At 60.4% G+C, this 25,564-nt stretch carries 27 protein-coding genes; 17 read left to right on the top strand and 10 right to left on the bottom strand.

Annotation, left to right across the window (positions count from 1 at the left end):
• Window positions 1-90: 90 nt before the first annotated feature.
• Both ACP7EW_RS28660 and mmsB read left to right on the top strand, forming a co-directional pair.
• Window positions 91-1,608, top strand: coding sequence for a CoA-acylating methylmalonate-semialdehyde dehydrogenase (locus ACP7EW_RS28660; RefSeq protein WP_426221512.1), 1,518 nt, complete (start codon window positions 91-93; stop codon window positions 1,606-1,608).
• Window positions 1,609-1,623: 15 nt separating this feature from the next.
• A complete protein-coding gene (gene mmsB, locus ACP7EW_RS28665; RefSeq protein WP_177109957.1) occupies window positions 1,624-2,511 on the top strand; it encodes a 3-hydroxyisobutyrate dehydrogenase in 888 nt (295 codons plus the stop codon).
• Between the two features lie 47 nt (window positions 2,512-2,558).
• Here the strand turns inward: mmsB and ACP7EW_RS28670 are convergent, their stop codons facing one another.
• A complete protein-coding gene (locus ACP7EW_RS28670) occupies window positions 2,559-3,269 on the bottom strand; it encodes an SIR2 family NAD-dependent protein deacylase (RefSeq protein WP_426221515.1) in 711 nt (236 codons plus the stop codon).
• 153 nt (window positions 3,270-3,422) lie between these two features.
• Here ACP7EW_RS28670 and ACP7EW_RS28675 point away from each other — a divergent pair, with 153 nt between their 5' ends.
• Both ACP7EW_RS28675 and ACP7EW_RS28680 read left to right on the top strand, forming a co-directional pair.
• On the top strand, window positions 3,423-3,959 hold the full coding sequence (locus ACP7EW_RS28675) for an N-acetyltransferase (RefSeq protein WP_426221516.1): 537 nt from the start codon (window positions 3,423-3,425) through the stop codon (window positions 3,957-3,959).
• A gap of 39 nt (window positions 3,960-3,998) precedes the next feature.
• Window positions 3,999-4,169, top strand: a complete 171-nt coding sequence (locus tag ACP7EW_RS28680) for a hypothetical protein (protein ID WP_178951242.1) — start codon at window positions 3,999-4,001, stop codon at window positions 4,167-4,169.
• A gap of 63 nt (window positions 4,170-4,232) precedes the next feature.
• On the opposite strand, the gene ACP7EW_RS28685 is transcribed toward ACP7EW_RS28680, so the two are convergent.
• Window positions 4,233-4,577, bottom strand: coding sequence for a cupin domain-containing protein (locus ACP7EW_RS28685; RefSeq protein ID WP_010206533.1), 345 nt, complete (start codon window positions 4,575-4,577; stop codon window positions 4,233-4,235).
• 240 nt (window positions 4,578-4,817) lie between these two features.
• On the opposite strand from ACP7EW_RS28685, the gene kynB reads away from it, so the two are divergent.
• Together kynB and kynA are read left to right on the top strand one after the other, a co-directional pair.
• Window positions 4,818-5,468, top strand: a complete 651-nt coding sequence (gene kynB, locus ACP7EW_RS28690; protein WP_426221519.1) for an arylformamidase — start codon at window positions 4,818-4,820, stop codon at window positions 5,466-5,468.
• Window positions 5,465-6,322: a tryptophan 2,3-dioxygenase gene (gene kynA / locus ACP7EW_RS28695; protein WP_016974893.1), complete on the top strand. Its 858-nt coding sequence runs from the start codon at window positions 5,465-5,467 to the stop codon at window positions 6,320-6,322. The genes kynB and kynA overlap by 4 nt, the downstream gene beginning before the upstream one ends.
• 144 nt (window positions 6,323-6,466) lie before the next feature.
• On the opposite strand, the gene ACP7EW_RS28700 is transcribed toward kynA, so the two are convergent.
• The 4 genes from ACP7EW_RS28700 to antA form a co-directional block, all read right to left on the bottom strand.
• Window positions 6,467-7,867, bottom strand: a complete 1,401-nt coding sequence (locus ACP7EW_RS28700) for an amino acid permease (RefSeq protein ID WP_426221521.1) — start codon at window positions 7,865-7,867, stop codon at window positions 6,467-6,469.
• Window positions 7,868-7,938: 71 nt separating this feature from the next.
• Window positions 7,939-8,946 carry an anthranilate 1,2-dioxygenase electron transfer component AntC gene (antC, locus tag ACP7EW_RS28705; protein ID WP_426221523.1) on the bottom strand — a complete coding sequence of 336 codons (1,008 nt, stop codon included), beginning with the start codon at window positions 8,944-8,946 and terminating at the stop codon, window positions 7,939-7,941.
• Window positions 8,947-9,083: 137 nt separating this feature from the next.
• A complete protein-coding gene (antB, locus tag ACP7EW_RS28710; RefSeq protein WP_426221525.1) occupies window positions 9,084-9,575 on the bottom strand; it encodes an anthranilate 1,2-dioxygenase small subunit in 492 nt (163 codons plus the stop codon).
• The gene (gene antA / locus ACP7EW_RS28715) at window positions 9,575-10,966 is read right to left on the bottom strand and encodes an anthranilate 1,2-dioxygenase large subunit (RefSeq protein ID WP_426221527.1); all 1,392 of its coding nucleotides are present in this window, start codon (window positions 10,964-10,966) and stop codon (window positions 9,575-9,577) included. The genes antB and antA overlap by 1 nt, the downstream gene beginning before the upstream one ends.
• Before the next feature lie 310 nt (window positions 10,967-11,276).
• Between antA and ACP7EW_RS28720 the strand changes: the two genes are divergently transcribed.
• Window positions 11,277-12,263, top strand: coding sequence for a helix-turn-helix domain-containing protein (locus ACP7EW_RS28720; RefSeq protein WP_426221529.1), 987 nt, complete (start codon window positions 11,277-11,279; stop codon window positions 12,261-12,263).
• Here ACP7EW_RS28720 and ACP7EW_RS28725 read toward each other — a convergent pair.
• Window positions 12,260-13,135, bottom strand: coding sequence for a LysR family transcriptional regulator (locus tag ACP7EW_RS28725; RefSeq protein ID WP_426221531.1), 876 nt, complete (start codon window positions 13,133-13,135; stop codon window positions 12,260-12,262). The two genes, ACP7EW_RS28720 and ACP7EW_RS28725, sit on opposite strands and share 4 nt — an antisense overlap.
• A gap of 114 nt (window positions 13,136-13,249) precedes the next feature.
• Here ACP7EW_RS28725 and ACP7EW_RS28730 point away from each other — a divergent pair, with 114 nt between their 5' ends.
• From ACP7EW_RS28730 to catA, 3 genes are read left to right on the top strand one after another with little or no spacing between them, the layout of a single operon-like run.
• Window positions 13,250-14,377 (top strand): muconate cycloisomerase family protein, encoded by a 1,128-nt coding sequence (locus ACP7EW_RS28730; protein WP_426221533.1) that lies wholly within the window; start codon window positions 13,250-13,252, stop codon window positions 14,375-14,377.
• A 12-nt stretch (window positions 14,378-14,389) separates the two neighbouring features.
• Entirely contained in the window at window positions 14,390-14,680 is a 291-nt protein-coding gene (catC, locus tag ACP7EW_RS28735) for a muconolactone Delta-isomerase (RefSeq protein WP_426221535.1), read from the top strand.
• A gap of 41 nt (window positions 14,681-14,721) precedes the next feature.
• Window positions 14,722-15,651, top strand: a complete 930-nt coding sequence (catA, locus tag ACP7EW_RS28740; protein ID WP_426221537.1) for a catechol 1,2-dioxygenase — start codon at window positions 14,722-14,724, stop codon at window positions 15,649-15,651.
• Between the two features lie 122 nt (window positions 15,652-15,773).
• Here the strand turns inward: catA and ACP7EW_RS28745 are convergent, their stop codons facing one another.
• Window positions 15,774-16,247, bottom strand: coding sequence for an Lrp/AsnC family transcriptional regulator (locus tag ACP7EW_RS28745; protein WP_016974903.1), 474 nt, complete (start codon window positions 16,245-16,247; stop codon window positions 15,774-15,776).
• A 144-nt stretch (window positions 16,248-16,391) separates the two neighbouring features.
• Between ACP7EW_RS28745 and kynU the strand changes: the two genes are divergently transcribed.
• Both kynU and ACP7EW_RS28755 read left to right on the top strand, forming a co-directional pair.
• Complete coding sequence (kynU, locus tag ACP7EW_RS28750) at window positions 16,392-17,642, top strand: kynureninase (protein WP_426221539.1); 1,251 nt, start codon at window positions 16,392-16,394, stop codon at window positions 17,640-17,642.
• A gap of 49 nt (window positions 17,643-17,691) precedes the next feature.
• Window positions 17,692-19,098 carry an amino acid permease gene (locus ACP7EW_RS28755; protein WP_016974905.1) on the top strand — a complete coding sequence of 469 codons (1,407 nt, stop codon included), beginning with the start codon at window positions 17,692-17,694 and terminating at the stop codon, window positions 19,096-19,098.
• On the opposite strand, the gene ACP7EW_RS28760 is transcribed toward ACP7EW_RS28755, so the two are convergent.
• The gene (locus ACP7EW_RS28760) at window positions 19,044-19,934 is read right to left on the bottom strand and encodes a LysR substrate-binding domain-containing protein (RefSeq protein ID WP_426221542.1); all 891 of its coding nucleotides are present in this window, start codon (window positions 19,932-19,934) and stop codon (window positions 19,044-19,046) included. The genes ACP7EW_RS28755 and ACP7EW_RS28760 overlap by 55 nt on opposite strands.
• An 82-nt stretch (window positions 19,935-20,016) precedes the next feature.
• Between ACP7EW_RS28760 and ACP7EW_RS28765 the strand changes: the two genes are divergently transcribed.
• The 5 genes from ACP7EW_RS28765 (at window position 20,017) to ACP7EW_RS28785 (ending at window position 25,056) form a co-directional block, all read left to right on the top strand.
• Window positions 20,017-20,781: a sulfite exporter TauE/SafE family protein gene (locus tag ACP7EW_RS28765; protein WP_426221544.1), complete on the top strand. Its 765-nt coding sequence runs from the start codon at window positions 20,017-20,019 to the stop codon at window positions 20,779-20,781.
• A gap of 120 nt (window positions 20,782-20,901) precedes the next feature.
• Window positions 20,902-21,492 (top strand): NAD(P)H-dependent oxidoreductase, encoded by a 591-nt coding sequence (locus tag ACP7EW_RS28770; RefSeq protein WP_426221546.1) that lies wholly within the window; start codon window positions 20,902-20,904, stop codon window positions 21,490-21,492.
• A gap of 30 nt (window positions 21,493-21,522) precedes the next feature.
• Window positions 21,523-22,419: a LysR substrate-binding domain-containing protein gene (locus ACP7EW_RS28775; protein WP_426221548.1), complete on the top strand. Its 897-nt coding sequence runs from the start codon at window positions 21,523-21,525 to the stop codon at window positions 22,417-22,419.
• Window positions 22,420-22,522: 103 nt separating this feature from the next.
• A complete protein-coding gene (locus ACP7EW_RS28780) occupies window positions 22,523-23,416 on the top strand; it encodes an NAD-dependent epimerase/dehydratase family protein (protein ID WP_426221550.1) in 894 nt (297 codons plus the stop codon).
• A gap of 194 nt (window positions 23,417-23,610) precedes the next feature.
• Complete coding sequence (locus tag ACP7EW_RS28785) at window positions 23,611-25,056, top strand: SulP family inorganic anion transporter (protein WP_426221552.1); 1,446 nt, start codon at window positions 23,611-23,613, stop codon at window positions 25,054-25,056.
• 4 nt (window positions 25,057-25,060) lie between these two features.
• On the opposite strand, the gene ACP7EW_RS28790 is transcribed toward ACP7EW_RS28785, so the two are convergent.
• On the bottom strand, window positions 25,061-25,441 hold the full coding sequence (locus ACP7EW_RS28790) for a lysozyme inhibitor LprI family protein (protein ID WP_016976197.1): 381 nt from the start codon (window positions 25,439-25,441) through the stop codon (window positions 25,061-25,063).
• Window positions 25,442-25,564: the final 123 nt, after the last annotated feature.

The raw sequence follows: 25,564 nt of genomic DNA on the forward strand, positions 1-25,564 counted from the left end.
CACATCTATACTCGAAAAACAGTCCGAACGCCTCATTTCCAAGGCGATTCACGCGCCTTGTCTCTGCATAACTACAAGATTGGAGACCACATGAACGCTTCTGCCGATATTTCCGTGCAACAGGTCAAGCTGCTGATCAATGGTGAATGGGTCGAGTCAAAGACCACCCACTGGCAAGACATCGTCAACCCGGCCACCCAAGAGGTGCTGGCCAAAGTCCCGTTCGCTACCGCCGATGAAGTCAACGCTGCCATCGACGCCGCCCATCGCGCCTTCCAGACCTGGAAGCTGACGCCGATCGGCGCACGCATGCGCATCATGCTCAAGCTGCAAGCCTTGATCCGCGAACATTCCAAGCGCATCGCCGTGGTGCTCAGCAACGAGCAGGGCAAGACCATTGCCGATGCCGAAGGCGACATTTTCCGTGGCTTGGAAGTGGTGGAGCACGCCTGCTCCATTGGCACCCTGCAAATGGGCGAGTTTGCTGAAAACGTTGCCGGTGGCGTCGACACCTACACCCTGCGCCAACCCATCGGCGTGTGCGCTGGCATTACGCCGTTCAACTTCCCGGCGATGATTCCGCTGTGGATGTTCCCGATGGCGATTGCTTGCGGTAACACCTTCGTGCTCAAGCCGTCCGAGCAGGACCCGTTGTCGACGATGCTGCTGGTGGAGCTGGCGCTGGAAGCTGGCGTGCCGGCTGGTGTGCTCAACGTGGTCCACGGCGGCAAGGATGTGGTGGATGCGCTGTGCACCCATAAAGACATCAAGGCCGTGTCCTTTGTCGGCTCGACCGCCGTGGGCACTCATGTGTATGACCTGGCCGGCAAACACGGCAAGCGTGTGCAGTCGATGATGGGCGCCAAGAACCACGCCGTGGTGCTGCCGGATGCCAACCGCGAACACACCCTCAATGCTCTGGTCGGCGCCGGTTTCGGTGCGGCAGGCCAGCGTTGCATGGCCACCTCGGTGGTGGTGCTGGTGGGCGCGTCCAAGCAGTGGTTGCCGGACCTGAAAGCGCTGGCGCAAAAGCTCAAGGTCAACGCGGGCAGCGAAGCGGGCACCGACGTCGGCCCAGTGATCTCCAAGCGCGCCAAGGCACGTATCCTGGAACTGATCGAAAGCGGCGTGAAAGAAGGCGCCAAGCTGGAACTGGACGGCCGCGACATCAAGGTGCCGGGCTTCGAGCAAGGCAACTTTGTCGGCCCGACCCTGTTCTCGGGCGTGACCACCGATATGCAGATCTACACCCAGGAAATCTTCGGCCCGGTGCTGGTGGTGCTGGAAGTGGCGAACCTCGACGAGGCCATCGCTCTGGTCAACGGCAACCCGTTTGGCAACGGCACCGGCCTGTTCACCCAGAGCGGCGCGGCGGCGCGCAAGTTCCAGAGCGAAATCGACGTAGGCCAGGTCGGTATCAACATCCCGATCCCGGTACCGGTGCCGTTCTTCAGCTTCACCGGTTCGCGCGGTTCAAAGCTTGGCGACCTCGGCCCGTACGGCAAGCAAGTGGTGCAGTTCTATACCCAGACCAAAACCGTCACGAGCCGCTGGTTCGATGACGACACGGTCAACGATGGCGTCAACACCACCATCAACCTGCGCTGATCCCGGGAGACGACCATGAAGATTGCATTTATCGGCTTGGGCAACATGGGCGCACCCATGGCCCGCAACCTGATCAAGGCCGGCCATGCGCTGAACCTGTTTGATTTGAACCAAGTGGTGCTCAAGGAGCTGGCCGAGCTGGGTGGCACCATCAGCGATTCACCGCGTGATGCGGCCACCGGCGCTGAGTTGGTGATTACCATGCTGCCCGCCGCCGCCCATGTGCGCAGCGTGTGGCTGAATGAAGACGGTGTTCTCGCCGGCATCGGCAAAGGCATACCGGCGGTGGATTGCAGCACCATCGACCCGCAGACCATCCGCGACGTAGCGGCTGCGGCGGCCAAGCAAGGTGTGACCGTGGCTGACGCCCCCGTTTCCGGCGGCACCGGCGGCGCCGCAGCCGGGACGCTGACCTTCATGGTCGGCGCCACTCCGGAACTGTTCGCCACCCTGCAACCGGTGCTGGCGCAGATGGGCCGCAACATCGTGCATTGCGGTGAGGTCGGCACTGGGCAAATCGCCAAGATCTGCAACAACCTGCTGCTGGGGATCAGCATGGTCGGCGTCAGTGAGGCCATGGCGTTGGGCGATGCGCTGGGCATCGACACGCAAGTGCTGGCGGGGATCATCAACAGCTCCACCGGGCGTTGCTGGAGTTCCGACACCTACAACCCATGGCCGGGCGTGATCGAAACCGCGCCGTCGTCGCGGGGGTACACCGGTGGGTTTGGTGCCGACCTGATGCTCAAGGATTTGGGCTTGGCCACCGAAGCGGCGCGTCAGGCCAAGCAACCCGTGATTCTGGGCGCTGTGGCCCAGCAGTTGTATCAGTCGATGAGCCAGCGTGGGGAAGGGGGCAAAGACTTCTCGGCGATTATCAATAGCTATCGCAAGCCCAAATAGGGGCGTTTTCCGGGAGCCGGCTTTGGGTGGCTCCCGGTTTTTTGCAATTAGCGAGCCTTTTGACCTTTCAGCCAGCATCCCACCACATAAGGCACCAGACTTGATGCCTTCCCTCGCATGAATTCGTAGCCGTAGGGCTTACGCGAAACGGCCAATCCAATCAGGACCTTTTCGGCAGAATGCCTGGCTTTTGTAACCAGTCCTGCGGCCGGCTGAGTGGTCAGTGATGTGCCCACGACCAGCACTTTCTCTGCGTTTTTAAAGTGCTGCAGCGCCTTGTCGATATTCGGCACATTTTCGCCATACCAGACGATATGGGGGCGTAATTGGCTGCCTTTTTCACAGGTGTCACCGAGCAAGATCGGCTTATCGTCGATCTTGTAAATCAGTTGCTCGTCGACCGTGCTTTGCGCCAGGTTGATTTGACCATGCAGATGCAGAACGCACGTGGACCCAGCGCGCTCGTGCAGGTCGTCGACGTTTTGCGTGATCACCACGACATCAAACTGCTGTTCCAACTCTGTTATGGCGCGGTGCGCCGCATTGGGCTGCGCAGTCCACGCCTTGTGTCGCAACGCGTTATAGAACGCCAGCACGTCTGCGGGGTGCCTATGCCATGCCTCGGGCGTAGCCACGTCTTCGACGCGATGGTCCATCCACAGTCCGGTTTCGTCGTTGAACGTGTCCAAGCCACTTTCGGCACTGATGCCGGAGCCGGTGAAGATGACGATTTTTTGCCTGCCGAACTCAGCCTTCATGGCGAGGGCTCCATTGCTCGTGGCGAATATGCCTGAAAAATCTTGAATTCATCGTTGGCCCAAGGCTACACCCGATCTTGCTACCGTTTGCGCCCTTTCGCTGTTAACGCGACTTTCTGATCTTTCCACAACACTCATAAGAATCTGATCGTAATGGCACGTCGATACTCGAACTCCCTCAAGTACCTGATCTTCCAGTCTCAATCGAGGAAGGCGGCGCTGGCTTCATTCATCGAACAGTGGACAGCGTTGGGGCATCAATGGCTCGATGCTTCGAGAGTTCGCTTCGATGTTATTGATGGTCGGGCCATAGAGGCGTTTTACCGCTGGGGAGGTGACGCTCAATTTCCCTGGGAGGATGTTCCAGCCTGGAGAGCCTTGGACGCCAAAGGGTTTGATTTGTCGATTTGGTACGATGAGCAACTCTGTGGCCTTTGTTACGCAACGCCTCGTGACAGTAAAGTCACGATCAAGATTGTGCTTCTCGAAGGCAACTCAGATAACGAACATCCTTTGAAAGGCTTGATCGCAGCGCTTGCCCTCGGCGCCATCGACGCATATGCACGCGTCATCGGGTGCTCTCGTATCGAAATTCAGGAACCACGACCGGATGTCGTACAGACTTATGAGCGACTTGGCTTTAGCTATGACGAAAAGCAGCGTCTTGTGATTTCAGTTGAGCACACCTAGTATGGGCCGCATATACAAGGCTTACAGAGGCTTGGTTTGATGAAAATTACTACCCAGAAAACAAAAGCGAAATTGGTTGAGATGTTTTGCGCCGAAGCTAAAAAGCTTGGTGGAGAGACGTCTGCCAATCAAAAAAGGTTTTTCAGCGTTGCTATTGAACACGGCAAGACCATGGAGCCGGCAGGGCCCTTGGCTGGCCTGAGCCGCTAAGCCGCACAGCAAAAAACCGCCCTTTAGGGCGGTTTTTATTTGTGAGCCTGGGTGGTCGCTAGCTCACGCAAACACAAAATACTTACGCACCGTCTCGACCACTTCCCACGTCCCCTTCATCCCCGGCTCCACCACAAAGATATCCCCAGCCCGCAAATGAATCGGCTCCAGGCCTTCTGGGGTGATGATGCAGTAGCCTTCCTGGAAGTGGCAGTATTCCCACTTCACGTAGTCCACGTACCACTTGCCCGGGGTGCAGATCCAGGTGCCCATGATCTTGCTGCCGTCTTCGCTGGTGTAGGCGTTGAGGTTGACGGTGTGCGGGTCGCCTTCGAGCTTTTCCCATTTGCAGGCGTCCAGGACCGGCAGGGGATGGGTGTCGCGCAGTACGGTGATGGGCTTGGACATGATGTCTCCAGGGCAGGGAATGGAAAGGTCCACCCTAAGGCCTCGGGCGTTGTGTCAGTGGTCTGAACTCGACATCGGGATGCCCAGAAGCGCAGCGGTGTTTATTTGATATAACCCATCACCAATCCGCCATTTCCTCGCAGTAAGTGCGAAAGATTTCCCGCTTCACGCCAGAATTCGCAAGAAAATTCGCAGCAGGCCCTCGTATCATTCACCCCAGTAACCGCCGAGAGCCTTGAAATGAACCCAATAAAAACGTGGTGGGATATCAGCCCGCCCTTGAGTACGGCGACCCCGACCTGGCCGGGGGATACGCCGTTCCAGGAAGAGCGCGTGTGGCAGTTTGGCCCGGAGTGTCCGGTGAATGTCGGGCGTATCACGTTGTCCCCCCATACCGGCGCCCATGTGGACGCGCCGCTGCATTACAGCGCGGACGGCGCGCCGATTGGCGAGGTGTCGCTGGATGTGTACATGGGCCCATGCCGGGTGCTGCATTGCCTGGACAGCGGCGCGCTGGTGCAGCCGCATCAGTTGGAAGGCCGTGTGGATAACTTGCCGGAGCGCGTGCTGCTGCGCACTTATCCACAAGCGCCGCTGACTGAATGGGATTCGAATTTCACCGCCATCGCTCCGCAAACCATCGAGCTGCTAGCCAGCCTGGGTGTGCGCTTGATCGGCATCGATACGCCATCCCTGGACCCGCAGCAGTCCAAGACCATGGATTCCCACAACGCCGTGGCCCGTCATGGCATGGCGATTATCGAAGGCATCGTGCTCGATGACGTACCCGAGGGCGACTATGAATTGATCGCACTGCCTCTGCGGTTTGCCAACCTGGACGCGAGCCCGGTCCGCGCCATTCTCCGTCCGCTCAAGGAGCCCACGCGATGAGCCAATGTCCCTTCTCTGCCGATTACCAACCGCCCGAAGAATGGCATAACGCCGAACTGAATTTTTCCGAGTCCATGAGCTACGGCGATTACCTGGACCTGGGCAAAGTCCTCAGCGCCCAGCATCCGCTGTCGCCGGACCACAACGAAATGCTCTTCATCATCCAGCACCAGACCTCCGAGCTGTGGATGAAACTGATGCTCCACGAACTCAAGGCCGCCCGTGAACACGTGCGCCTGGGCGAGTTGCCGCCGGCGTTCAAGATGCTGGCGCGGGTGTCGCGGATCTTCGATCAACTGGTGCACGCCTGGGCGGTACTGGCGACGATGACGCCGTCGGAGTACAAGTCGATCCGCCCGTTCCTGGGGCAGTCGTCGGGGTTTCAGTCGTTCCAGTACCGTGAGATCGAATTTATCCTCGGCAATAAAAGCGCGGCGCTGTTGCGGCCCCACGCCCATCGGCCGGAGTTGTTGAACGAGTTGAAAGTGGCGATTGCCACACCGTCGCTGTATGACGAGGCGATCAACCTGATGGTCAAGGCGGGTCTGGCGATTGATCCGAAACGTGCCGAGCGTGACCCGACGGCGGCGACGGTTCACGATGAATCGGTGGAGGCGGCGTGGCGTGAGGTGTATCGCGATCCGAGCCGCTACTGGGATTTGTATCAGTTGGCCGAAAAGTTTATCGACCTGGAGGACTCGTTCCGTCAGTGGCGCTTCCGCCATGTGACCACGGTCGAGCGGATCATCGGCTTCCAGCCGGGAACCGGTGGCACCGAAGGGGTGGGGTATTTGCGCAAGATGCTAGATACCGTGCTGTTCCCAGAGCTGTGGCGAGTACGTTCCACGCTCTAAACAAAAAGCCCCGGATCACCGGGGCTTTTTCATTTGGAATGCATTCAAAACTGTGGGAGCGGGCTTGCTCGCGAATGCGCTGGGTCAGCTAAATATTCATCTACTGATCCACCGCATTAGCGAGCAAGCCCGCTCCCACATTAGTTACTGCGCCACAGCTACTTTCGCGTTTCTCATGCGCAACCGATACGCCACATAGATAATCCCAACCCACACCGGCATCGCATACACCGACTCGCTGATGCCCGGAATCGCCAGCATCACGCTGATGATCATCATCATGAACGCCAGGCACAGGTAGTTGCTGAACGGGAACCAGAAGGTCCTGAACGACGGCGTCAGGCCTTGTTCGCCCATGGCTTTGCGGAACTTGATGTGGGTGATGCTGATCAGCGCCCAGTTGATCATCAGTGAGGCAACCACCAGCGCGAACAGCAGTTCCAGCGCGCTCTGCGGTGCCACGTAGTTGACCACCACGCACAGCATCGTCACCAGCGCTGAAATCGCCAGGGCGCGGATCGGCACACCTTGCTTGTTCAGCTTCATCAGCGATTTCGGTGCATCGCCTTGCTCGGCCAGGCCGAACAGCATGCGGCTGTTGCAGTACACGCCGCTGTTGTACACCGACAATGCCGCGGTCAGCACCACGAAGTTGAGGATGTGCGCGGCGGTGTCGTTGCCGATCAGCGAGAAGATCTGCACGAACGGGCTACCGCTGTAGGCATCGCCCGAGGCGCCGAGGGTTTGCAGCAACTGGTCCCACGGGTACAGCGACAGCAGTACGGTCAGGGCGCCGACGTAGAAAATCAGGATCCGGTAGACCACCTGGTTGATCGCCTTCGGGATCACCTTGCGCGGCTCGCTGGCTTCGGCGGCAGTGATGCCCACCAGCTCCAGGCCACCGAACGAGAACATGATGAACGCCATGGACATCAACAGCCCCATGCCGCCATTCGGGAAGAACCCGCCGTGGCTCCACAGGTTGCTGACCGAGGCCTGCGGGCCGCCGGTGCCGCTGAACAGCAGGTAGCAGCCGAGCACGATCATGCCGACAATCGCCACCACCTTGATGATCGCGAACCAGAACTCGGCCTCACCAAAGAACTTCACGTTCAGGGTGTTGATCAGGTTCACCGCGACAAAGAACACCAGCGCACTGACCCAGGTCGGGATCTCCGGCCACCAGAACTGGATGTACTTGCCCACCGCCGTCAGTTCGGCCATGCCCACCAGCACGTAGAGTACCCAGTAGTTCCAACCCGCCAGGAAGCCCGCGTAGCCGCCCCAGTATTTGTGCGCGAAGTGGCTGAAGGAACCGGCCACCGGCTCTTCAACGATCATTTCGCCGAGCTGGCGCATGATCAGGAACGCGATGAAACCGGCAATCGCGTAGCCCAGGATCATCGACGGCCCCGCCGACTTGAGCACCCCGGCCGAGCCGAGGAACAACCCCGTGCCGATCGCCCCTCCCAAGGCGATCAGCTGAATGTGCCGGTTCTTCAAGCCACGCTTGAGGCCTACCGGGTTAACCATGTCATCCGCCATTAACATTCCCTTCTACTTGTTGTTCTCAGGGTTGAGTGCACGCCGCATCTGCCCCTCAGAAGTACTGAGGGTCAGATATTACTCTGCGTAAACTTTTCGTAATACAGCTGAACGCCATCAAGTGCCTGATCCGCCAGCCATTGCTGGATGGATTCGACCATTGGAGGGGGGCCGCACAGGTACATATCCGCCGAACTGTCCCGCAATTCGGCCAGGTCAAAATGCTCGGTGAGGTAGCCGCGCTTGCCGGGCCAATCCTCTGAAGGTGCGCTGAGGACTTCGGTGTAGCGAAAGCCCGGAATTTTTGCAGCATAACCCTGGATACGCGCCGCTTCGCACAAGTCTTCGGCACCGCGCACGCCGTAATACAGGTGCACCGGTTGGTCACACCCCTTGGCGGCCAGTTCATCGAGCATGCCCAGCAAGGCCGATAACCCCGTGCCACCCGCCACCAGTACCAATGGCTGGGTGACGTGGCGCAGGTAGAAGGCGCCGAGGGGTGCTTCCATCAACAGCTCATCGCCCACTTGGCAGCGCTCGCGCAGATAGTTGCTCATCACCCCATCGGGCAACAGGCGCACTAAAAATTGCAGGTGATTGCCCGGCAGGTTGGCGAAAGAATATGAGCGCCAACTGTCCGTGCCAGGCACCGCTAGGCGGGCATATTGGCCCGGCAGAAAATCCAGTGCCTGATCCAGTTGCACCTGCAGGATCGCCGTGCTGGCCGACACCTGCTCCACCGCGCTCACGCGGCCCTTGAGCTGAACCGGCCCTGGCGCGTTGCACAGGCTCGAATCAAAGTCGAAATAGAACGTCGCGTCGGACTTCACCCGCGTTTGGCAACTGAGCATCTTGCGCTGTTGCAGGTCGAGGCTGGACAGGGCTTCTTCGTCGACATAGTCCTGGCTGTAATCGCCGGATTCGCAACGGCCCTGGCAGGTGCCGCAGACACCCTCACGGCAATCCAGTGGGATCTTGATGCCGTTGCGCAGCGCTGCATCCAGCAGGATTTCATGGGAGCCCACCGGGAAAAACAGGGTTTTGCCGTCGGCAAAACTGAAGGCTACTTTGTGATTCATCCACCGTTCTCCATGGATTTGATAACGGTAGTGAGCGGGCTTGCCCCGCGTTGGAGTGCGCAGCGCTCCCAAGCTTTTGGGGCCGCTGCGCAGCCCAGCGCGGGGCAAGCCCGCTCACTACAAGTCACAGTCGGCTGTCAAAGGTGATAGAAATCCAGCACCGAGTTGATGGTGTCGTTGAGCAGCAACGCATGCTTGCGGGTGATCAACCAGCTGTCGCCATTCGGCTTGAGGCTGTATGTGGCATGCCCGTAAAACTGCTCCGACATGGCCAATCGATAGAACAACGTGTGCCAGTTCAATTTCACCTCCAGCGTTCCCTCCGCCTGCTCCGCCACGCGCACGTTATTGATCAGGTGCAAGGTGCGCGGCATCGGTGTCGCCGACGCGGCTTTGCCGGTGCGCAAACGGAACACACGGTCTTCCAGGCCCGAGCGGTTGGCGTAGTAGATCAACGACATCTCGCGCTTGGGATCACGGGTGTAGACGTGTTCCGAGTCCCACTGCGGCAGGTGGAACTCGCTCTGCGGGTCGAACAGCTGCACATAGGCGTCCCAGTCCTGGGCGTCGCACAGCTCGGATTTGCGGTAGAAGAACTGCTCGATCTGGTACTGCAGTTGCGCATTCATCACTTCACCTCCCGCAATGTCAGTGCTTGGTTGTCCAGGCCCTTGAGCAGGAACTGCTGCCAGTTGCGATGCTGGTTCACATAGAGGCCTTCATGGGTGAATTCGGTGCCGGTCATGGCCGGTTGGATGCCGATGGCTTCGCTGTTGGGCGTGGGGCCGGTTTCCCAGCGGTGGCTGCCCCGTGAGATGTCGCTCCAGCGTTCCAGGCGGCCCTGGAAACCGCGCTGGGCCTCGCGAAATTCCACCAGGTCATCTGGGGTGCCCATGCCCGACACGTTGAAAAAATCCTCGAACTGGCGAATACGGTTTTCGCGGTCCGCGTCGGATTCGCCCTTCACGCCCAGGCACTGGCTGATGATTTCGGTCTTGTTCCACGCCACCGGGCGGATGATGCGCAGCTGCGAGCTGATCTGGTCGAGGAAGAACAGGCTCGGGTAGATATTCAGGTTGCGCAGGCGGTGCATCATCCACTCGGCCTTTGGCTGGCCGTGTTCTTCCACCAGGCGCGGCATGATGGTGGCGTAGCCGGAGCGCACGCTGGGGTTGGGCATGTCGCTGAACAACACGCTGTGGCCATTGTTGAAGGCAAACCAGCCGTCATCGGTGTTGGCGTCACCCGCGCCAAGCTTGCCGTAATCGAGGGTGCTGCCTGCGCCGGTACCGTTCTCGGTGTTCACCTGCTGGCGATGCTGCACCGTGGCCACGTAGTTGTAGTGCACGGTGCTGACGTGATAACCGTCCAGGCCGTTCTCGTTTTGCAGCTTCCAGTTGCCGTCGTAGGTGTAGGCGGATTTGCCTGGCAATACCTCCAACTCACCGGTAGCGGACTGGGCAACCATCATGTCGAAGAACACTTTGGCGTCGCCCAGGAAGTCTTCCAGGCTGTCGGTGCCTGCCACATCCAGGCTGATGAACACGAAGCCTTTGTAGCTCTCGATGCGTGCCTTTTTCAGGCCACGCGTCGCCTTGTCGAAACCCTCCGGGTATTCCCCCGGCGCCTTGACCTTCACCAGCCGGCCATCGCTCTTGTAGCACCAGGCATGGAACGGGCAGGTGAAGGTGGACTGGTTGCCCTTGCCGACCCGCGTCAAGGTGGTGCCGCGATGCTGGCAGGCGTTGATCAGCGCGTTGAGTTGGCCTTCGCCGTCGCGGGTGATGATCATTGGCTGGCGCCCGGCGCGCATCGTCACGAAGTCGTGGTTATTCGCCAGTTCGCTTTCGTGGCAGGCGTAGATCCAGTTTTTTTCGAAGATCAGTTCCATCTCCAGATCGAACAGTTGCGGCTCGGTGAACATGTCACGGGCGATGCGGAACACTGCATCCGCCGGGCGAAAATCCAGACAACCTTCGATAAATGTTTTCCACTGCTCGACGCTTCTTGCACCACTCATGGGAGGCACCTTTTGATAGGGCTAATCGGTGGTTTATTAGAGGCAGCGGGGCAGGGCGCGGGCTATCCGCTTAGTGGGGGAACCTGCGCCGGATAATTGGGCAGCAAATACCCAACCCGGTGCGCAGCGGTGACGGGATGCGCTACTGTCTGGCAAGGCAATGGCCGCAAAAGTCGGCGGCTTATCCACTTAGTCGACCCTTGCTATCCACCCGCTGGTGATTGCGCCGGCGTGGCGCATTATTTGCTGTCAAACAACAACGACGCGCCGCCAGAGCGCGCAACAGCCTAACCGCCGTGGGTGCACCCTGATGAGCAGCCAAACGATTCAACGCTTCGACCTGGAAGGCGCACGCAGCTGGATGTCCGGCATCTGCGGGCCCCATCGCCTGGCCACCGCCACGCCCGAGCGCCTGCGTTTCCACCACAGTGCCAACATGTTCAAGTCCCGCGCCACCACCTTGGGCGTCATCGAATACGGCACCGACGTGACCATCGACATCGAAGACGCCGAGCACTTCAGCAGCTACAGCCTGAGCCTGCCGTTGGTGGGCGAGCAGGAGTTGAGCAAGAACGGTGAGCGCCTGAGCTCCAACCGCGACCAGGGCGTGATCATCTCGCCCAACGAGCATCAGGTGCTGGCGATTTCCGGCGACTGCCGCAAGTTGCAGGTGGTGATCACGCGGGCGGCGATGAGTGAGTCGCTGGAAGGTTTGCTGCAACGGCCGATTGAGGCGCCGCTGCGCTTTGAGTCGGTGATGGACGCGGTGGACGGCGCTTCGGCGGCGTGGTGGCGCATGGCGCGCTACTTCATTGCGGAGTTGGAACACGGCAGTGAATTGTATGAGCAACCGGCGTTTACCCGTGACCTGGAAAGCTCGCTGATCAAGGGCCTGATCCTGGCCCAGCCGAACAATTACTCCGAAGAGCTGCGCGATGTCCTCGGTGTGAAACTGCCGCATTACCTGATCCGTGCGCGCCAGTACATCCACGACAATGCTCGGGACGCCGTGCATCTGGAAGACCTGGAGGCCGCGGCCGGCGTATCGCGGTTCAAATTGTTCGATGCCTTTCGCAAATACTTTGCGCTGTCACCGATGGCCTATTTGAAAAAGCATCGGCTCTCTGCGGTGCGCCAGGCCATCCTTGAACAGGGCTCCACCTGCACCATCTCCGAGATCGCCCTGGGCTGGGGTTTTACCCACCTTGGGCGGTTTTCGGCGGAGTATCGCAAGCTGTTCGATGAGTCTCCGAGCCAGACCCTGCAGCGCAATGATGCGCGGCGCCTGCGTGGCTAGATCAACTCTTCCACCAGTTGCAGGCAATGACTGAGCCCTGGCGACTGGTCATTCACCCGTCGGCTGAGGATGATCGGCGAGGTTGCCGTGGCCTCCACCACCGGCGTGTAGCCGATGTCCGCGCGGTGCAGCACCTGCACCGAGGCAGGCACCAGCGTCACGCCCATGCCGGCGCCGACCAGGCCAATGGCGGTCTGCAATTCGTTGGTCCACTGCGCCACCTTGAGGCTCAAGCCATGGGCGTCGAACAGCGCGATCACATGGTCGGCGTAGCTGGGGCGTGGGTTGCCGGGGTAGAGCACAAAAGGTTCGGCGGCCAGTTGGGCGAGGGTGGCGGGCGCATCGAGCAACGGGTGGCCGGCCGGCAGCACGGCGACCAGCCGATCCTCCACCAGCACGCGCTGGACGATGGCCGAGTCGTCGATGCGAATCCGCCCGAACCCCACATCGATACGCCCGGCCTTGAGCGCTTCGACCTGCTGCAAGGTGGTCATTTCCGACAGCCCCAACTCCAGCTCCAGCGCCTCATGGGTGCGCAGCCGGCGGATCAGTTCCGGCAGCACGCCATACAGGGTCGAGGGCGCAAAACCGATGCCCAGCCAAGTCTTCTCGCCTTGGCCGATGCGCCGGGTGTTGTCGCAGACCTTGCTCAGTTGTTCCAGCAGCACGTTGGCATGCTCATAGAAGAAACGCCCGGCTTCGGTCAGCCGCAACGGTCGGCCGCGCTCCAGCAGGATCACCCCCAACTCATCTTCCAATTGCTGGATCTGCCGGCTCAACGGCGGCTGGGCGATGTGCAAACGTTCGGCGGCGCGGGTGAAGTTGAGGGTTTCCCCCAGCACCTGGAAATAGCGCAGATGACGCAATTCCATAACCACTCCTTTCATACCTTGAGGGTATTGCTTCAGACCCATTCTATATTGGAAGCCTTTAAAAATACGGCACAGAATCGGCTCAAACCTAAAAAGAACCCAACGGGTATAGCCATGCCGATTTGCGCCATCGAGTCGATCGACACGATCATCGTCGACCTCCCCACCATTCGCCCGCACAAGCTGGCGATGCACACGATGCAAAACCAGACCTTGGTGATCATCCGCCTGCGTTGCGCCGACGGTATCGAAGGCATCGGTGAAGCCACCACCATTGGCGGCCTGAGCTACGGCAATGAAAGCCCTGATAGCATCAAGGTCAACATCGACCGCCACTTCGCGCCGCTGCTGATCGGCCAGGACGCGAGCAATATCAACGCGGCCATGGTGCGCCTGGAACGCAGCATTCGCGGCAACACCTTTGCCAAGTCCGGGATCGAAAGCGCCTTGCTCGATGCCCTGGGCAAACGCTTGAACCTGCCGGTCAGCGAACTGCTCGGCGGCCGTGTGCGCGATGCCTTGCCAGTGGCCTGGACCCTGGCCAGCGGCAACACGGAAAAGGACATTGCCGAAGCGGAAAAGATGCTCGACCTGCGCCGCCACCGCATTTTCAAATTGAAGATCGGCGCCGGTGAAGTCAGCCACGACCTGGCCCATGTGATCGCGATCAAAAAAGCCCTGGGCGACCGCGCCAGTGTGCGCGTCGACGTCAACCAGGCCTGGGATGAGGCGATGGCACTGCGTGCCTGCAAGGTGCTCGGCGACAACGGCATCGACCTGATCGAACAACCCATCTCCCGCAACAACCGGGGCGGCATGGCGCGGCTTAATCTGTCGAGCCCGGCGCCGATCATGGCGGATGAGTCCATCGAGTGTGTCGAAGATGCCTTCAACCTCGCCCGCGAAGGTGCGGCCTCGGTGTTTGCGTTGAAGATCGCCAAGAACGGCGGCCCGCGCGCCGTACTGCGTACGGCCGCCATTGCCGAAGCGGCGGGCATCGGCCTGTACGGCGGCACCATGCTCGAAGGCGGCATCGGCACCCTGGCCTCGGCCCATGCCTTTCTCACGTTGAACAAATTGGCATGGGACACCGAGTTGTTCGGCCCGTTGTTGCTCACTGAAGACATCCTCACCGAACCGCCGGTGTACCGCGATTTCCAGCTGCATGTCTCCAACGCACCGGGCCTGGGCCTGGCCATCGATGAAGAGCGCCTGGCGTTCTTCCGTCGTGACAAACACTAAGAGGCGCCTGCCATGTTGTTCCACGTAAAAATGACCGTGAACCTGCCCCTCGATATGAATTCCGAGCGCGCTGCTGCGCTCAAGGCCGAAGAAAAAGCCTTGGCGCAGCGCCTGCAACAGGAAGGCAAATGGCGCCACCTGTGGCGCATCGCCGGGCATTACGCCAACTACAGCGTGTTCGATGTCGACAGCGTGCAGGACCTGCACGATGTGTTGATGCAACTGCCGCTCTTTCCCTACATGGCCGTCGAAGTGAATGCCCTGTGCCGTCACCCGTCGTCGATCCATGAGGATGACCGCTAAGCCGGTTTTCACCCTAATAACTACAAGATGAGGAATGCACCATGTCCATCCGACTGTCCCAGACTGCCCATGCCCAACAGTTTCTCGAAGAAGCCAGCGGCAACCTCAATGACGCCGGTAACCCGCGTACCAAGGCGCTGATCTACCGGATCCTGCGCGACACCGTGAACATCATCGAAGACCTGGAAGTGACCCCGGAAGAGTTCTGGAAGGCGGTCAACTATCTGAACGACTTGGGCAAGAACCAGGAAGCCGGCTTGCTCGCTGCCGGGCTGGGCCTGGAGCATTACCTGGACCTGTTGATGGACGCCGCCGATGAGGAGGCCGGCAAATCCGGTGGTACGCCGCGCACCATCGAAGGCCCGTTGTATGTGGCCGGTGCGCCGCTGTCGAAGTATGAGGCGCGACTGGATGATGGCAAGGACGACGCGGTGCCGCTGTTCATGCGCGGTCAAGTGCGTGACACCGAGGGCAAGCCGCTGGCGGGCGCGATTGTGGATGTGTGGCAGGCCAACACCGGTGGCACCTATTCGTGGTTCGACCCGACGCAATCGGAGTTCAACCTGCGCCGACGCATCGAGACCGATGCCCAGGGCAACTACCGTTTTCGCAGTATCGTACCGTCGGGCTACGGCTGCCCGCCGACCGGGCCGACCCAGCAACTGCTCGATCAACTGGGGCGCCACGGGCAGCGGCCGGCGCATATCCACTTCTTCATTTCGGCGCCAGGGCATCGGCACCTGACCACGCAGATCAACCTGTCGGATGACCCGTACCTGCATGATGATTTTGCCTATGCGACGCGGGATGAATTGATTGCCGAGATTCGCTTCAGTGAAGATCCGCAGCTGGCGCGAGAGTTTGGCGTGGAAGGGCGGTTTGCGCAGATTGATTTTGACTTTGAGTTGCAGGTGGCGGATGCGCCGGTAGAGCAAAAGCGTATGCAGCGCGTGCGTGCTTTGGAAGACTAAACGCGGTAAAAAATGTGGGAGCGGGCTTGCTCGCGAATGCGGTGTATCAGCCAGCATATCCGGCAACTGATGCACCGCATTCGCGAGCAAGCCCGCTCCCACAGGGTTTTGTAGTGTTGCCGCTATTTGCGGATGACCAGATCCAACACCTCATCCCTATCCTTGATCTTCTGCAACACAATCTCCGAGCGTATATCCATCACCCCCGCCGTGCGGTTCAGGTGGTTCACGATAAAGTCCGAAAAATGCTTGAGGTTGCGGGCCTGCACCCGCAGCACATAGTTGCTGGCGCCGGTGATCACGTAGGCGCTGGCGACTTCCGGCCAGCCCTGCACTTTCTTGATGAACGTCTCGTGCCAATCCTCCACATCCTGGCGTAACGACAGGTGGACGATGGCCTCCAGCTCGATCCCCAATTGCTCCGCATTCAGCACTGCGCGGTAGCCGCTGATGATTCCCTCGCTCTCCAGCAAGCGCAAACGGCGCAGGCAGGCGGACGGCGACAGCGCGACTTTTTCCGCCAGTTCCTGGTTGCTGATGCGGCCATCCTGTTGCAGGAAATGCAGGAGGCGCAGGTCGGTGGCGTCGAGAATCATGGTTAGAATAAATCCGCGTGTTTGGGGGTTAAATTCGAATTTCCTACAGCTTAATTAGCCTGTTGCTACTCACTTTGCACGAAAATTCTCTAAAACTTCGTTCATTATTTGGTCCATTCTTACTTATAAAAACCAGGACCGCCCATGACCTCTCGAAGCCATTGCCAAGCCCTCGACGCCCAGGACCCGCTGGCACCGTTGCGCAGCCAGTTCGCCTTGCCGGAGGGCGTGATCTACCTCGACGGCAACTCGCTCGGCGCCCGCCCGGTGGCGGCGTTGGCGCGGGCGCAGGCGGTGATTGCAGAAGAGTGGGGCAACGGGCTGATCCGCAGCTGGAACAGCGCCGGTTGGGCGGATTTGTCCCAGCGCCTGGGCAATCGCCTGGCGCCCTTGATTGGCGCGCGTGACAACGAAGTGGTGATCACCGATACCACCTCGATCAACCTGTTCAAGGTGCTGAGCGCCGCATTGACCGTGCAGCGTCAACGCCAGCCGCATCGCAAGGTGATCGTCAGCGAGGCGAGCAACTTCCCCACCGACTTGTACATCGCAGAAGGCTTGGCTGAACTGCTGCAACAGGGCTATTCCCTGCGCCTGGTGAACAGCCCGGACGAACTGCCCCAGGCGATCGATCAGGACGTGGCGGTGGTAATGCTCACCCACGTCAATTACAAGACCGGCTACATGTACGACATGCAGGCGCTGACCGCCTTGAGCCATGAGTGTGGCGCGTTGAGTATCTGGGACCTGGCGCATTCGGCCGGCGCGGTGCCTATCGACCTGCATCAGGCCGGCGCCGATTATGCGATTGGCTGCACCTACAAATACCTCAACGGCGGCCCGGGTTCCCAGGCGTTTGTGTGGGTCAACCCGGCGTTGGTGGATGTGGTGCGTCAGCCGTTGTCGGGCTGGTTCGGGCATACCCGGCAGTTCGCCATGGAATCGACGTACGCCCCGAGCGCGGGCATCGCTCGCTACCTGTGCGGCACCCAGCCGATTACCTCGTTGGCCATGGTGGAGTGCGGCCTGGAGATTTTTGCCCAGACCGATATGGCGAGTTTGCGCAGCAAGTCCCTGGCGTTGACCGACCTGTTTATCGCGTTGGTCGAAGCCCGTTGCGCCGCCCATGACTTGAAGTTGATCACCCCACGCGAGCACGCAAGGCGCGGCAGTCATGTGAGCTTCGAACACCCTGAAGGCTACGCGGTGATCCAGGCCTTGATCGCCCGCGGGGTGATCGGTGATTACCGTGAGCCGCGCATCATGCGGTTTGGTTTTACGCCGTTGTACACGAGCTTTACCGAGGTGTTTGACGCTGTGGAAATCCTTGGCGACATCCTCGACAACCACACCTGGGACCAGCCGCAATTCAAAGTCCGCAACAGCGTCACCTGACACACCTACCGACCACCTGTGCAATCACAATAATAAAGGGGCACACCACGTGACCACGCCAGACAACGGCTTTGCAGAGATCACCCACCGCGAACTGGGCCTGCGGCGCCAGCTCACTTCCGGCCAGATGAGCATGATCGCCATCGGCGGCGCCATTGGTACCGGGCTGTTCATGGGCAGCGCCTACGCCATCGGCTATGCCGGGCCCAGCGTCTTGGTGAGCTACGCCATCGGCGCGTTGATCACCTTGCTGTTGATGGGCTGCCTGGCGGAGATGACGGTGGCCCACTCCACCTCAGGCTCCTTCGGTGCCTATGCCGAGTTCTACATCAGCCCGCTCGCCGGGTTCCTGGTGCGTTATGCCTACTGGGCGGCGATTGTGTTGGCGGTGGGCGCCGAGGTCACGGCGGTGGCGATGTACATGAAGTACTGGTTCGCCAACGTGCCGGAATGGGTGTGGATCGTGTCGTTTTCCAGCGTGTTGATCCTGCTCAATGCGATCAGCGTGAAGACGTTTGGCAACTTCGAATACTGGTTTTCGACGATCAAGATCAGTGCGATTGTCGGCTTCATCATCCTTGCCGTGTACGTGGTGTTCGGCTCCGGCAACCCGGAGTATGGCGTGCAGAACTACACGGCCCACGACGGCTTTTTCCCCCATGGCCTGAGCGGCATGTGGATGGCGGTGATCGTGTCGATTTTCAGCTATTTGAGTGTGGAGATGATCGCCGTGGCCGCCGGTGAAGCCGCCGACCCGGAACAGGCGGTGAAGAAAGCCTTCCGTGCGACCATCGTGCGCCTGGTGGTGTTTTACCTGCTGACCCTGGCGCTGATGTTGGCCATCGTGCCGTGGAACCAGGCCGGGCAGACCCAGAGCCCGTTCGTCACGGTGATGCAGACCATCGGCATTCCCGGTGCGACCGGCGTGATGAACTTCGTGATCCTGATCGCCGCGCTCTCGGCGATGAACAGCCAGCTCTACATCACCACCCGCATGATGTTCAGCCTGTCCCGCGCCGGCTTTGCGCCCAAGTCCATGGGCGCGTTGAGCAAGAGCGGCATCCCGTTGAACGCGTTGCTGCTGTCCAGTTCGGGCATTGCGCTGGCGACGTTGCTGAACGTGGTGTACCCGGAAAGCTCGTTCACCCTGATGATGGCGATCTCGATGTTTGGCGCGATCTTCACCTGGTTCATGATCTTCCTCACGCACCTGTTCTTCCGGCGCTACCGCAAGCGTCACGGTGGGCCGAAATTGTCGTTCCAACTGCGGCTGTTTCCCTACAGCACGTTGCTGGGGCTGGTGCTGATGGGCGCGGTGATGATCACTACGTATTTCACCGACGCGTTCAAGATGACACTGGTGTTTGGCGTGCCGTTTCTGCTGATTCTGTCGGCGGTGTATTACGGGTTCTTCCGCAAGGGCAGGGCCAAGGCCTCGAACAAGGCCTTGGCATAACCGGGCAGCTGTTCGAACGAGCGCGCACATAACAGCAGCTTCCGACAGGCCCACTCCTCTTGCAGGGGGTAGGCCTTGAAGCGGCGTTCCTGCGGCCAACGTTCCAGCGCGGCCTGGGGCACGATACCCAGGCCAGCGCCGCGGGCGACCATACGGATCACCCCGTCAAAGCCCTCGGCACGGATGCGTGTTTGCAGGCGGAAACCCGCGTGCAATGCCTGTTCTTCGAGGTACACCGTCAACGCGCTGTGAGTGGCGAGGCCGACGAAGTCGTGTTGCAGGCTATCGACAAAGCTCCCTGCGGTGAACGGGTGATCCAGCGGCGCGATCAGCACCAGCGGGTCGTCGCGAAAGGGCAGGGTCTGCAGGCCGTGGGTGTCCACCGCGTCGGAAATGATCCCAATATCCGCCGTGCCTTGGCGCAAGGCCTGGGTGATACGCAGGCTCGGCAGCTCCTGCAGGTCGATATCGAGGTTGGGATGCTCGCATAGAAAGTCCGCCAGCAGTTCCGGCAGGTATTCGCTGAGGGCGGTGGTGTTGCACAGCAAGCGCACCTGGCCTTTGATGCCGTTGGCGTATTCTGCCAGGTCCTGCTGCAGGTGTTCGGCTTGTTGCAGCAACAAGCGTGCGTGGCGGGCCAGGGCTTTGCCGGCGGGCGTTGGGGTGACGCCTCGACGGTTACGCTCCAGGAACTCGATACCCAACGAAGCCTCCATCGCCCGGATACGCGCACTCGCGGCGGCCAGGGACAGGTGGCTGCGCCCGGCACCGGCGGTGATGTTGCCGGTGTCGAGGATGTGCAGATAGAGGCGCAGGTCGATCAAGTCAAAGTGCATGGCACCAGCCTAAGGGAAAACAAGAGTCTGTCTCAGTATATGGCGAATTTTCGGCGTCACCGAAAAGCCGCACAATCCCCCCATGAATACCTTCCTCGCGTTCTATCAAGAAATCGGCCCCGCCCTGACCCTGCTGGTGATCGGCACCTTCGTGCTGGCCGGCACTGTCAAGGGTGTGATCGGCCTGGGCCTGCCGACAGTCTCCATGGGCTTGCTCGGCCTGGCTATGTTACCGGCGCAGGCTGCGGCCTTGCTGATCATCCCTTCGACGATCACCAACCTGTGGCAACTGGCGTTCGGCGGGCATTTGAGTGCGCTGCTCAAACGCCTGTGGCCGATGTTGCTGCTGATCTTCCTCGGTACCGGGTTGGGCACCTTGTGGCTGGGCATGAGCGGGGGAAGCTGGGTGGGGCATGCGTTGGGCGGTGCGTTGCTGGTGTATGCACTCAGCGGATTGTTCCTGCCGACGTTCAAGGTAAAACCTGAGACTGAACGTTGGCTGGGTCCTATGTGCGGCATCGTCACGGGAGTCATCACTTCAGCGACCGGCGTGTTCGTGATTCCCGCGGTGCCCTATCTGCAAGCCTTGGGCTTGAACCGTGATCAGTTGGTGCAGGCGCTGGGGCTGTCGTTCACAGTTTCCACCCTGGCATTGGCGGCGGGGCTGGCCTGGCGTGGCACGCTCGGTGGCGGGGAGGTCAACGCCTCGCTGTTGGCGCTGGTACCGGCACTGCTGGGCATGTGGCTGGGCCAGGCGGTGCGGCAGCGCATCAGTGCCGTGTTGTTCAAGCGCGTGTTTTTCGTTGGCATGGCCTTGCTGGGCGCGCATCTGCTGATCAGCGGTTAACAATGGGTGGTGCATTCGTGCTTTGCGGTCAAATGTATTTTGCCGTGCCGCCGCTTATTCCGAGGGGCCAATGTCGATAGCCTGCCGGCAGACATTTTTAACCCTTCCGGATGCCCTCCCATGAAAAAAATCCTCCTGCTCAACGGCGGCAAAAAATTCGCTCACTCCGATGGCCGCTACAACACCACCCTGCATGATGCCGCCGTGGCCGTGCTGGACCGTGCCGGTATCGACGTGAAAGTCACTCACATCGACGAAGGCTACGACGTGGCCGAAGAAGTGGCGAAATACCTCTGGGCCGACGTGATCATCTACCAGATGCCCGGTTGGTGGATGGGCGCGCCGTGGATCGTCAAGAAATACATCGACGAAGTCTTCACCGAAGGCCACGGCAGCCTGTACGCCAGCGACGGTCGCACGCGCTTCGATGCCTCGCAGAAATACGGCAGCGGCGGCCTGATCCAGGGCAAGCAGTACATGCTCTCGCTGACCTGGAACGCGCCGCAGCAAGCCTTCGACGACCCGACCGACTTCTTCGAAGCCAAGGGGGTGGACGCGGTGTACTTCCCGTTCCACAAGGCCAACGAATTCCTTGGCATGACCGGCCTGCCGACCTTCCTGTGCGTGGACGTGATGAAGCGCCCGGCGATCGAGGCTGACGTGGCGCGCTACGAGCAGCATCTGGCGCAGGTGTTCAATTTCTCGGTGTAAGCTGCTGTGAACCGATAACGAGGAGCGCCTGTGAAAGCCCGATCCGATGAGCTACAGATCTTCGTCAGCGTGATTGAATGCGGTTCGATTTCCGCTGCCGCAGAACAGGTCGGGCAAACGCCCTCGGCGGTCAGCCGCACCTTGTCGCGCCTGGAAGCCAAGCTCGATACCACGCTGATCAACCGCACCACGCGACGCATGGACCTGACGGAGGAGGGCAAGTACTTCTTCGAACAGGCCAAGGTGATCCTGGCGCAGATGGATGAGCTGGAAGAGCGCCTGTCGTCGCGCCAGAAAAAACCGGCGGGGCGCCTGCGCATCAATGCGGCGGTGCCCTTTATGCTGCATGGGATCGTGCCGTACATCGCGGAGTTTCGCAGCCTTTATCCGGATATCCAGCTGGAGCTGAACAGCGATGACCTGATCATCGACCTGTTGGAACAGAGTACCGATATCGCCATCCGCATCGGTGCGTTGGCCGACTCCACCCTGCACGCGCGCGCGCTTGGGTGTACGCCGCTGCATATCCTCGCCAGCCCCGACTACCTCAAGCAGTACGGCACACCGACTACGGTCGCCGAATTGGCGAACCACACGTTGCTGGGGTTCACCCAGACCGAAACCCTCAACCACTGGCCGCTGCGCCATGTGGAGGGCGACCGTTGGCTGATCCAGCCGGGCGTGGCCGCGTCCAGTGGCGAGACCGTGCGCCACCTGGCGCTGGAAGGGCAGGGCATCTGCTGCCTGTCGAACTTCATGACCATCGACGACATCGAAGCCGGGCGCCTGGTGCCGGTGCTGGAGGCGTTCAACAGCGGTTACCGCCAGCCGATCCACGCGGTGTTTTACCGTAACTCGCAGCTGGCCTTGCGCATCCAGTGTTTCCTCGACTTCATGCAAACCAAGCTGGCGCGGTATGCCTGCTGATTCGTGACCTTCGCGCAAGAGTGAATTGGGCAATAGGGGCTTATTCGTCAGGGATCGGCCCTTGATACTTGTCCTATCACTTACCCATTCAGGAGCAGTCTCCATGAACGTATTCGTTACCGGCGCAGCAGGTTTTATCGGGGGTTCCATCGCAACCGGCCTGGTCAAGGCTGGCCATAGCGTGACCGGCCTGGTGCGCAGCGCCGAGCAGGCGGCCGAGATGACCGCATTGGGTATTACCCCAGTGATCGGCACCCTGGATGACGCCGCTGTATTGACCGAGCAAGCGCAAAAGGCCGATGCGGTGATCAATGCCGCGAGCAGCGACCATCGCGCTGCCGTGGAAACCCTGCTGGCAGCCTTGAAGGGCTCGAACAAGCCATTCCTGCACACCAGCGGTTCAAGCATTGTCGGTGATGCGTCGGGCGGCAAGTCCAGCGATGTCATCTACTTTGAAGACAAACTGCCGGAGCCGACCGTCGACAAGGCGGCACGCGTTGCCATCGACAACTTGATCCTGGCGGCGGCCAACGACGGCGTGAACTCGGCGGTGATCTGCAACACCCTGATCTACGGCCACAGCCTGGGCGTGAAGCGCGACAGCGTGCAATTGCCACGTCTGCTCAAGCAGGCGCGCAAGAGTGGGGTGGTGCGCCATGTGGGCAGTGGGCAGAACATCTGGTCCAACGTGCATATTGAAGACGTGGTGGCGCTGTACCTGCTGGCACTGACTCAGAACGTACCGGGCACCTTCTACTTCGTGGAAAGCGGCGAGGCGGCGTTTATCGACATGACCACCGCCATTGCCGAAGCCCTGAACCTGGGCAAACCTCAGGATTGGCCATTGGCCGACGCCGAAGCCGAGTGGGGCTATGAAATGGCCAACTATGGCCTGGGCTCCAATAGCCGGGTGCGGGGCAAGCATGCCCGTGAACTGCTGGGCTGGGCGCCGAAGCGGACTTCGGTGGTGGAGTGGATTCGCAACGAGATGGTGTGATGTTCGCTTGATACCGGGGCGCTTCTTTCGCGAGCAAGCCCGCTCCCACACTGACTGCATTCCAAAGCTGGAACTCGGTCAAATGTGGGAGCGGGCTTGCTCGCGAAGGGGACGATACGGTCTTCGAGACTAGCCCCATTCCCTTCAATTCCGTACCATTCCCCGCCTTATCCCCCGCATTACCCTGGTACTTCATGAACCTCACCCGTCTACGCGCCGATGCTCTGGCTGGCCTCACCACGTCGTTTGCGTTGCTGCCCGAATGCATCGCCTTTGCCTTGGTGGCCCACCTCAACCCGCTGATGGGGCTCTATGGCGCTTTTATCATCTGCACACTGACCGCATTGTTTGGCGGCCGCCCCGGCATGGTGTCCGGTGCGGCGGGCTCGATGGCGGTGGTGATCGTGGCGTTGGTGGTGCAACACGGCGTGGAATACCTGCTGGCGACGGTGTTGCTGGGCGGGATGATCATGGTCGCCTTTGGCCTGCTGCGCCTGGGCAAGCTGGTGCGCATGGTGCCGCATCCGGTAATGCTGGGGTTCGTGAATGGCCTGGCGATCATCATCGCCCTGGCGCAGCTGGAGCATTTCAAGAGCGGTGAACACTGGCTCAGCGGCACGCCGCTGTACGTGATGATCGGCCTGGTGCTGGTGACCATGGCCATCGTCTACCTGCTGCCGCGCATCACCCGCGCGGTGCCGCCTGCATTGGTGGCGATCCTCGGCGTGGGCCTGGCGGTCTACCTGCTGGGCTTGCCGACCCGCACCCTGGGCGACATGGCTCACATCGCCGGCGGCTTGCCGACCTTTGCGTTGCCGCAAATTCCCTGGACCCTCGACACCCTCGGCATCATCGCGCCGTACGCGTTCCTGATGGCCATGGTCGGCCTGCTGGAAACCCTGCTGACCCTCAACCTCACCGATGAAATCACCGAGACCCGTGGCTACCCGGACCGCGAAAGCGTGGCCCTGGGCGCGGCGAATATGGTCTCGGGCCTGTTTGGCGGCATGGGCGGCTGCGCGATGATCGGGCAAACCGTGATCAACCTCAGCTCCGGCGGGCGCGGGCGCTTCTCCGGCGTGTTGGCCGGGGTGATGATCCTGTTGTTCATCCTGTTCCTGTCGCCGTTTATCGAGCGGATCCCGCTGGCGGCGCTGGTGGGTGTGATGTTCGTGGTGTCCCAGCAGACCTTCGCCTGGGCGTCCTTGCGGGTGATCAACAAAGTGCCGTTGAATGACGTGTTGGTGATTATCGCGGTGACGGTGATCACAGTGTTCACGGACCTGGCCACGGCCGTGCTGTGCGGGATCGTGATTGCGGCGCTGAACTTCGCCTGGCAACAGGCGCGCGAGTTATACGCCGATGAACACCTGGAGGCCGATGGCAGCAAGCTCTATCGCCTGCACGGCACCTTGTTCTTTGCCTCGACCACGCCGTTCCTCAACCAGTTCGACCCGGCCAACGACCCGCCCCAGGTGACGCTGGATTGCCGTCACCTGAGCTTTGTCGACTATTCAGCGATTGCGGCGCTGATGACCCTGCGTGAGCGTTACACCAAGGCCGGCAAGCACCTGCGGGTGCTGCATTTGTCGGAGCGCTGCAAGAAGCTGCTCAAGCGCGCCCGGGTCCATCATGAGTAAGTGATCACGGCCCGACCAGGTCTTCCAACTCCTGAGCGCGGGTCTGGGTCATGTCCAGCAGGCAAGCGGAGCCGTTGACCTGGTCGATGGTGCCACCGGTCGCGGAGCCGGCGAAGCCGCAATTGGCATCACGGTATTTTATCCACAGGCGCTGCACGTCTTGCAGTTGCTGCTTGCGCGCACCTTCCTGAGCGGCGAGGGCAGTCTTGTAGGCCTTGTTCAGGCGCGTGTCCTGCACCTTGGCTTCCTTGGCGTTGCAATTGACCATGTCCGCGGTCGTGTTGGCGCTGTCCATGCATTTTTTCAACGCCGCGTTATCGGCGGCCGACGCAGTGCCGCACAGGGCGAGAAACAAAGCGCTGACGGCGAGGGAGGTGCGAATCATGGTCGATTTTCCTGGGCATGAGGGGAGGCGCATTCTATGACTCGATGGCGGCGTTTGAGTTTCCAGCATCTTCTGATCTTCATGTAAGAACACCCCTCGAATTTTCATGGGCGACCGTTGGGC

The sequence above is a fragment of the Pseudomonas sp. DWRC2-2 genome (assembly GCF_049897885.1).
GTDB lineage: Bacteria > Pseudomonadota > Gammaproteobacteria > Pseudomonadales > Pseudomonadaceae > Aquipseudomonas > Aquipseudomonas azotoformans_A.

Coding starts and splice junctions, on each gene's coding strand:
- ACP7EW_RS28660 (WP_426221512.1), top strand. CDS start 91: ATGAACGCTTCTGCCGATATTTCCGTGCAACAGGTCAAGCTGCTGATC.
- mmsB (WP_177109957.1), top strand. CDS start 1,624: ATGAAGATTGCATTTATCGGCTTGGGCAACATGGGCGCACCCATGGCC.
- ACP7EW_RS28670 (WP_426221515.1), bottom strand. CDS start 3,269: ATGAAGGCTGAGTTCGGCAGGCAAAAAATCGTCATCTTCACCGGCTCC.
- ACP7EW_RS28675 (WP_426221516.1), top strand. CDS start 3,423: ATGGCACGTCGATACTCGAACTCCCTCAAGTACCTGATCTTCCAGTCT.
- ACP7EW_RS28680 (WP_178951242.1), top strand. CDS start 3,999: ATGAAAATTACTACCCAGAAAACAAAAGCGAAATTGGTTGAGATGTTT.
- ACP7EW_RS28685 (WP_010206533.1), bottom strand. CDS start 4,577: ATGTCCAAGCCCATCACCGTACTGCGCGACACCCATCCCCTGCCGGTC.
- kynB (WP_426221519.1), top strand. CDS start 4,818: ATGAACCCAATAAAAACGTGGTGGGATATCAGCCCGCCCTTGAGTACG.
- kynA (WP_016974893.1), top strand. CDS start 5,465: ATGAGCCAATGTCCCTTCTCTGCCGATTACCAACCGCCCGAAGAATGG.
- ACP7EW_RS28700 (WP_426221521.1), bottom strand. CDS start 7,867: ATGGCGGATGACATGGTTAACCCGGTAGGCCTCAAGCGTGGCTTGAAG.
- antC (WP_426221523.1), bottom strand. CDS start 8,946: ATGAATCACAAAGTAGCCTTCAGTTTTGCCGACGGCAAAACCCTGTTT.
- antB (WP_426221525.1), bottom strand. CDS start 9,575: ATGAATGCGCAACTGCAGTACCAGATCGAGCAGTTCTTCTACCGCAAA.
- antA (WP_426221527.1), bottom strand. CDS start 10,966: ATGAGTGGTGCAAGAAGCGTCGAGCAGTGGAAAACATTTATCGAAGGT.
- ACP7EW_RS28720 (WP_426221529.1), top strand. CDS start 11,277: ATGAGCAGCCAAACGATTCAACGCTTCGACCTGGAAGGCGCACGCAGC.
- ACP7EW_RS28725 (WP_426221531.1), bottom strand. CDS start 13,135: ATGGAATTGCGTCATCTGCGCTATTTCCAGGTGCTGGGGGAAACCCTC.
- ACP7EW_RS28730 (WP_426221533.1), top strand. CDS start 13,250: ATGCCGATTTGCGCCATCGAGTCGATCGACACGATCATCGTCGACCTC.
- catC (WP_426221535.1), top strand. CDS start 14,390: ATGTTGTTCCACGTAAAAATGACCGTGAACCTGCCCCTCGATATGAAT.
- catA (WP_426221537.1), top strand. CDS start 14,722: ATGTCCATCCGACTGTCCCAGACTGCCCATGCCCAACAGTTTCTCGAA.
- ACP7EW_RS28745 (WP_016974903.1), bottom strand. CDS start 16,247: ATGATTCTCGACGCCACCGACCTGCGCCTCCTGCATTTCCTGCAACAG.
- kynU (WP_426221539.1), top strand. CDS start 16,392: ATGACCTCTCGAAGCCATTGCCAAGCCCTCGACGCCCAGGACCCGCTG.
- ACP7EW_RS28760 (WP_426221542.1), bottom strand. CDS start 19,934: ATGCACTTTGACTTGATCGACCTGCGCCTCTATCTGCACATCCTCGAC.
- ACP7EW_RS28765 (WP_426221544.1), top strand. CDS start 20,017: ATGAATACCTTCCTCGCGTTCTATCAAGAAATCGGCCCCGCCCTGACC.
- ACP7EW_RS28770 (WP_426221546.1), top strand. CDS start 20,902: ATGAAAAAAATCCTCCTGCTCAACGGCGGCAAAAAATTCGCTCACTCC.
- ACP7EW_RS28780 (WP_426221550.1), top strand. CDS start 22,523: ATGAACGTATTCGTTACCGGCGCAGCAGGTTTTATCGGGGGTTCCATC.
- ACP7EW_RS28785 (WP_426221552.1), top strand. CDS start 23,611: ATGAACCTCACCCGTCTACGCGCCGATGCTCTGGCTGGCCTCACCACG.
- ACP7EW_RS28790 (WP_016976197.1), bottom strand. CDS start 25,441: ATGATTCGCACCTCCCTCGCCGTCAGCGCTTTGTTTCTCGCCCTGTGC.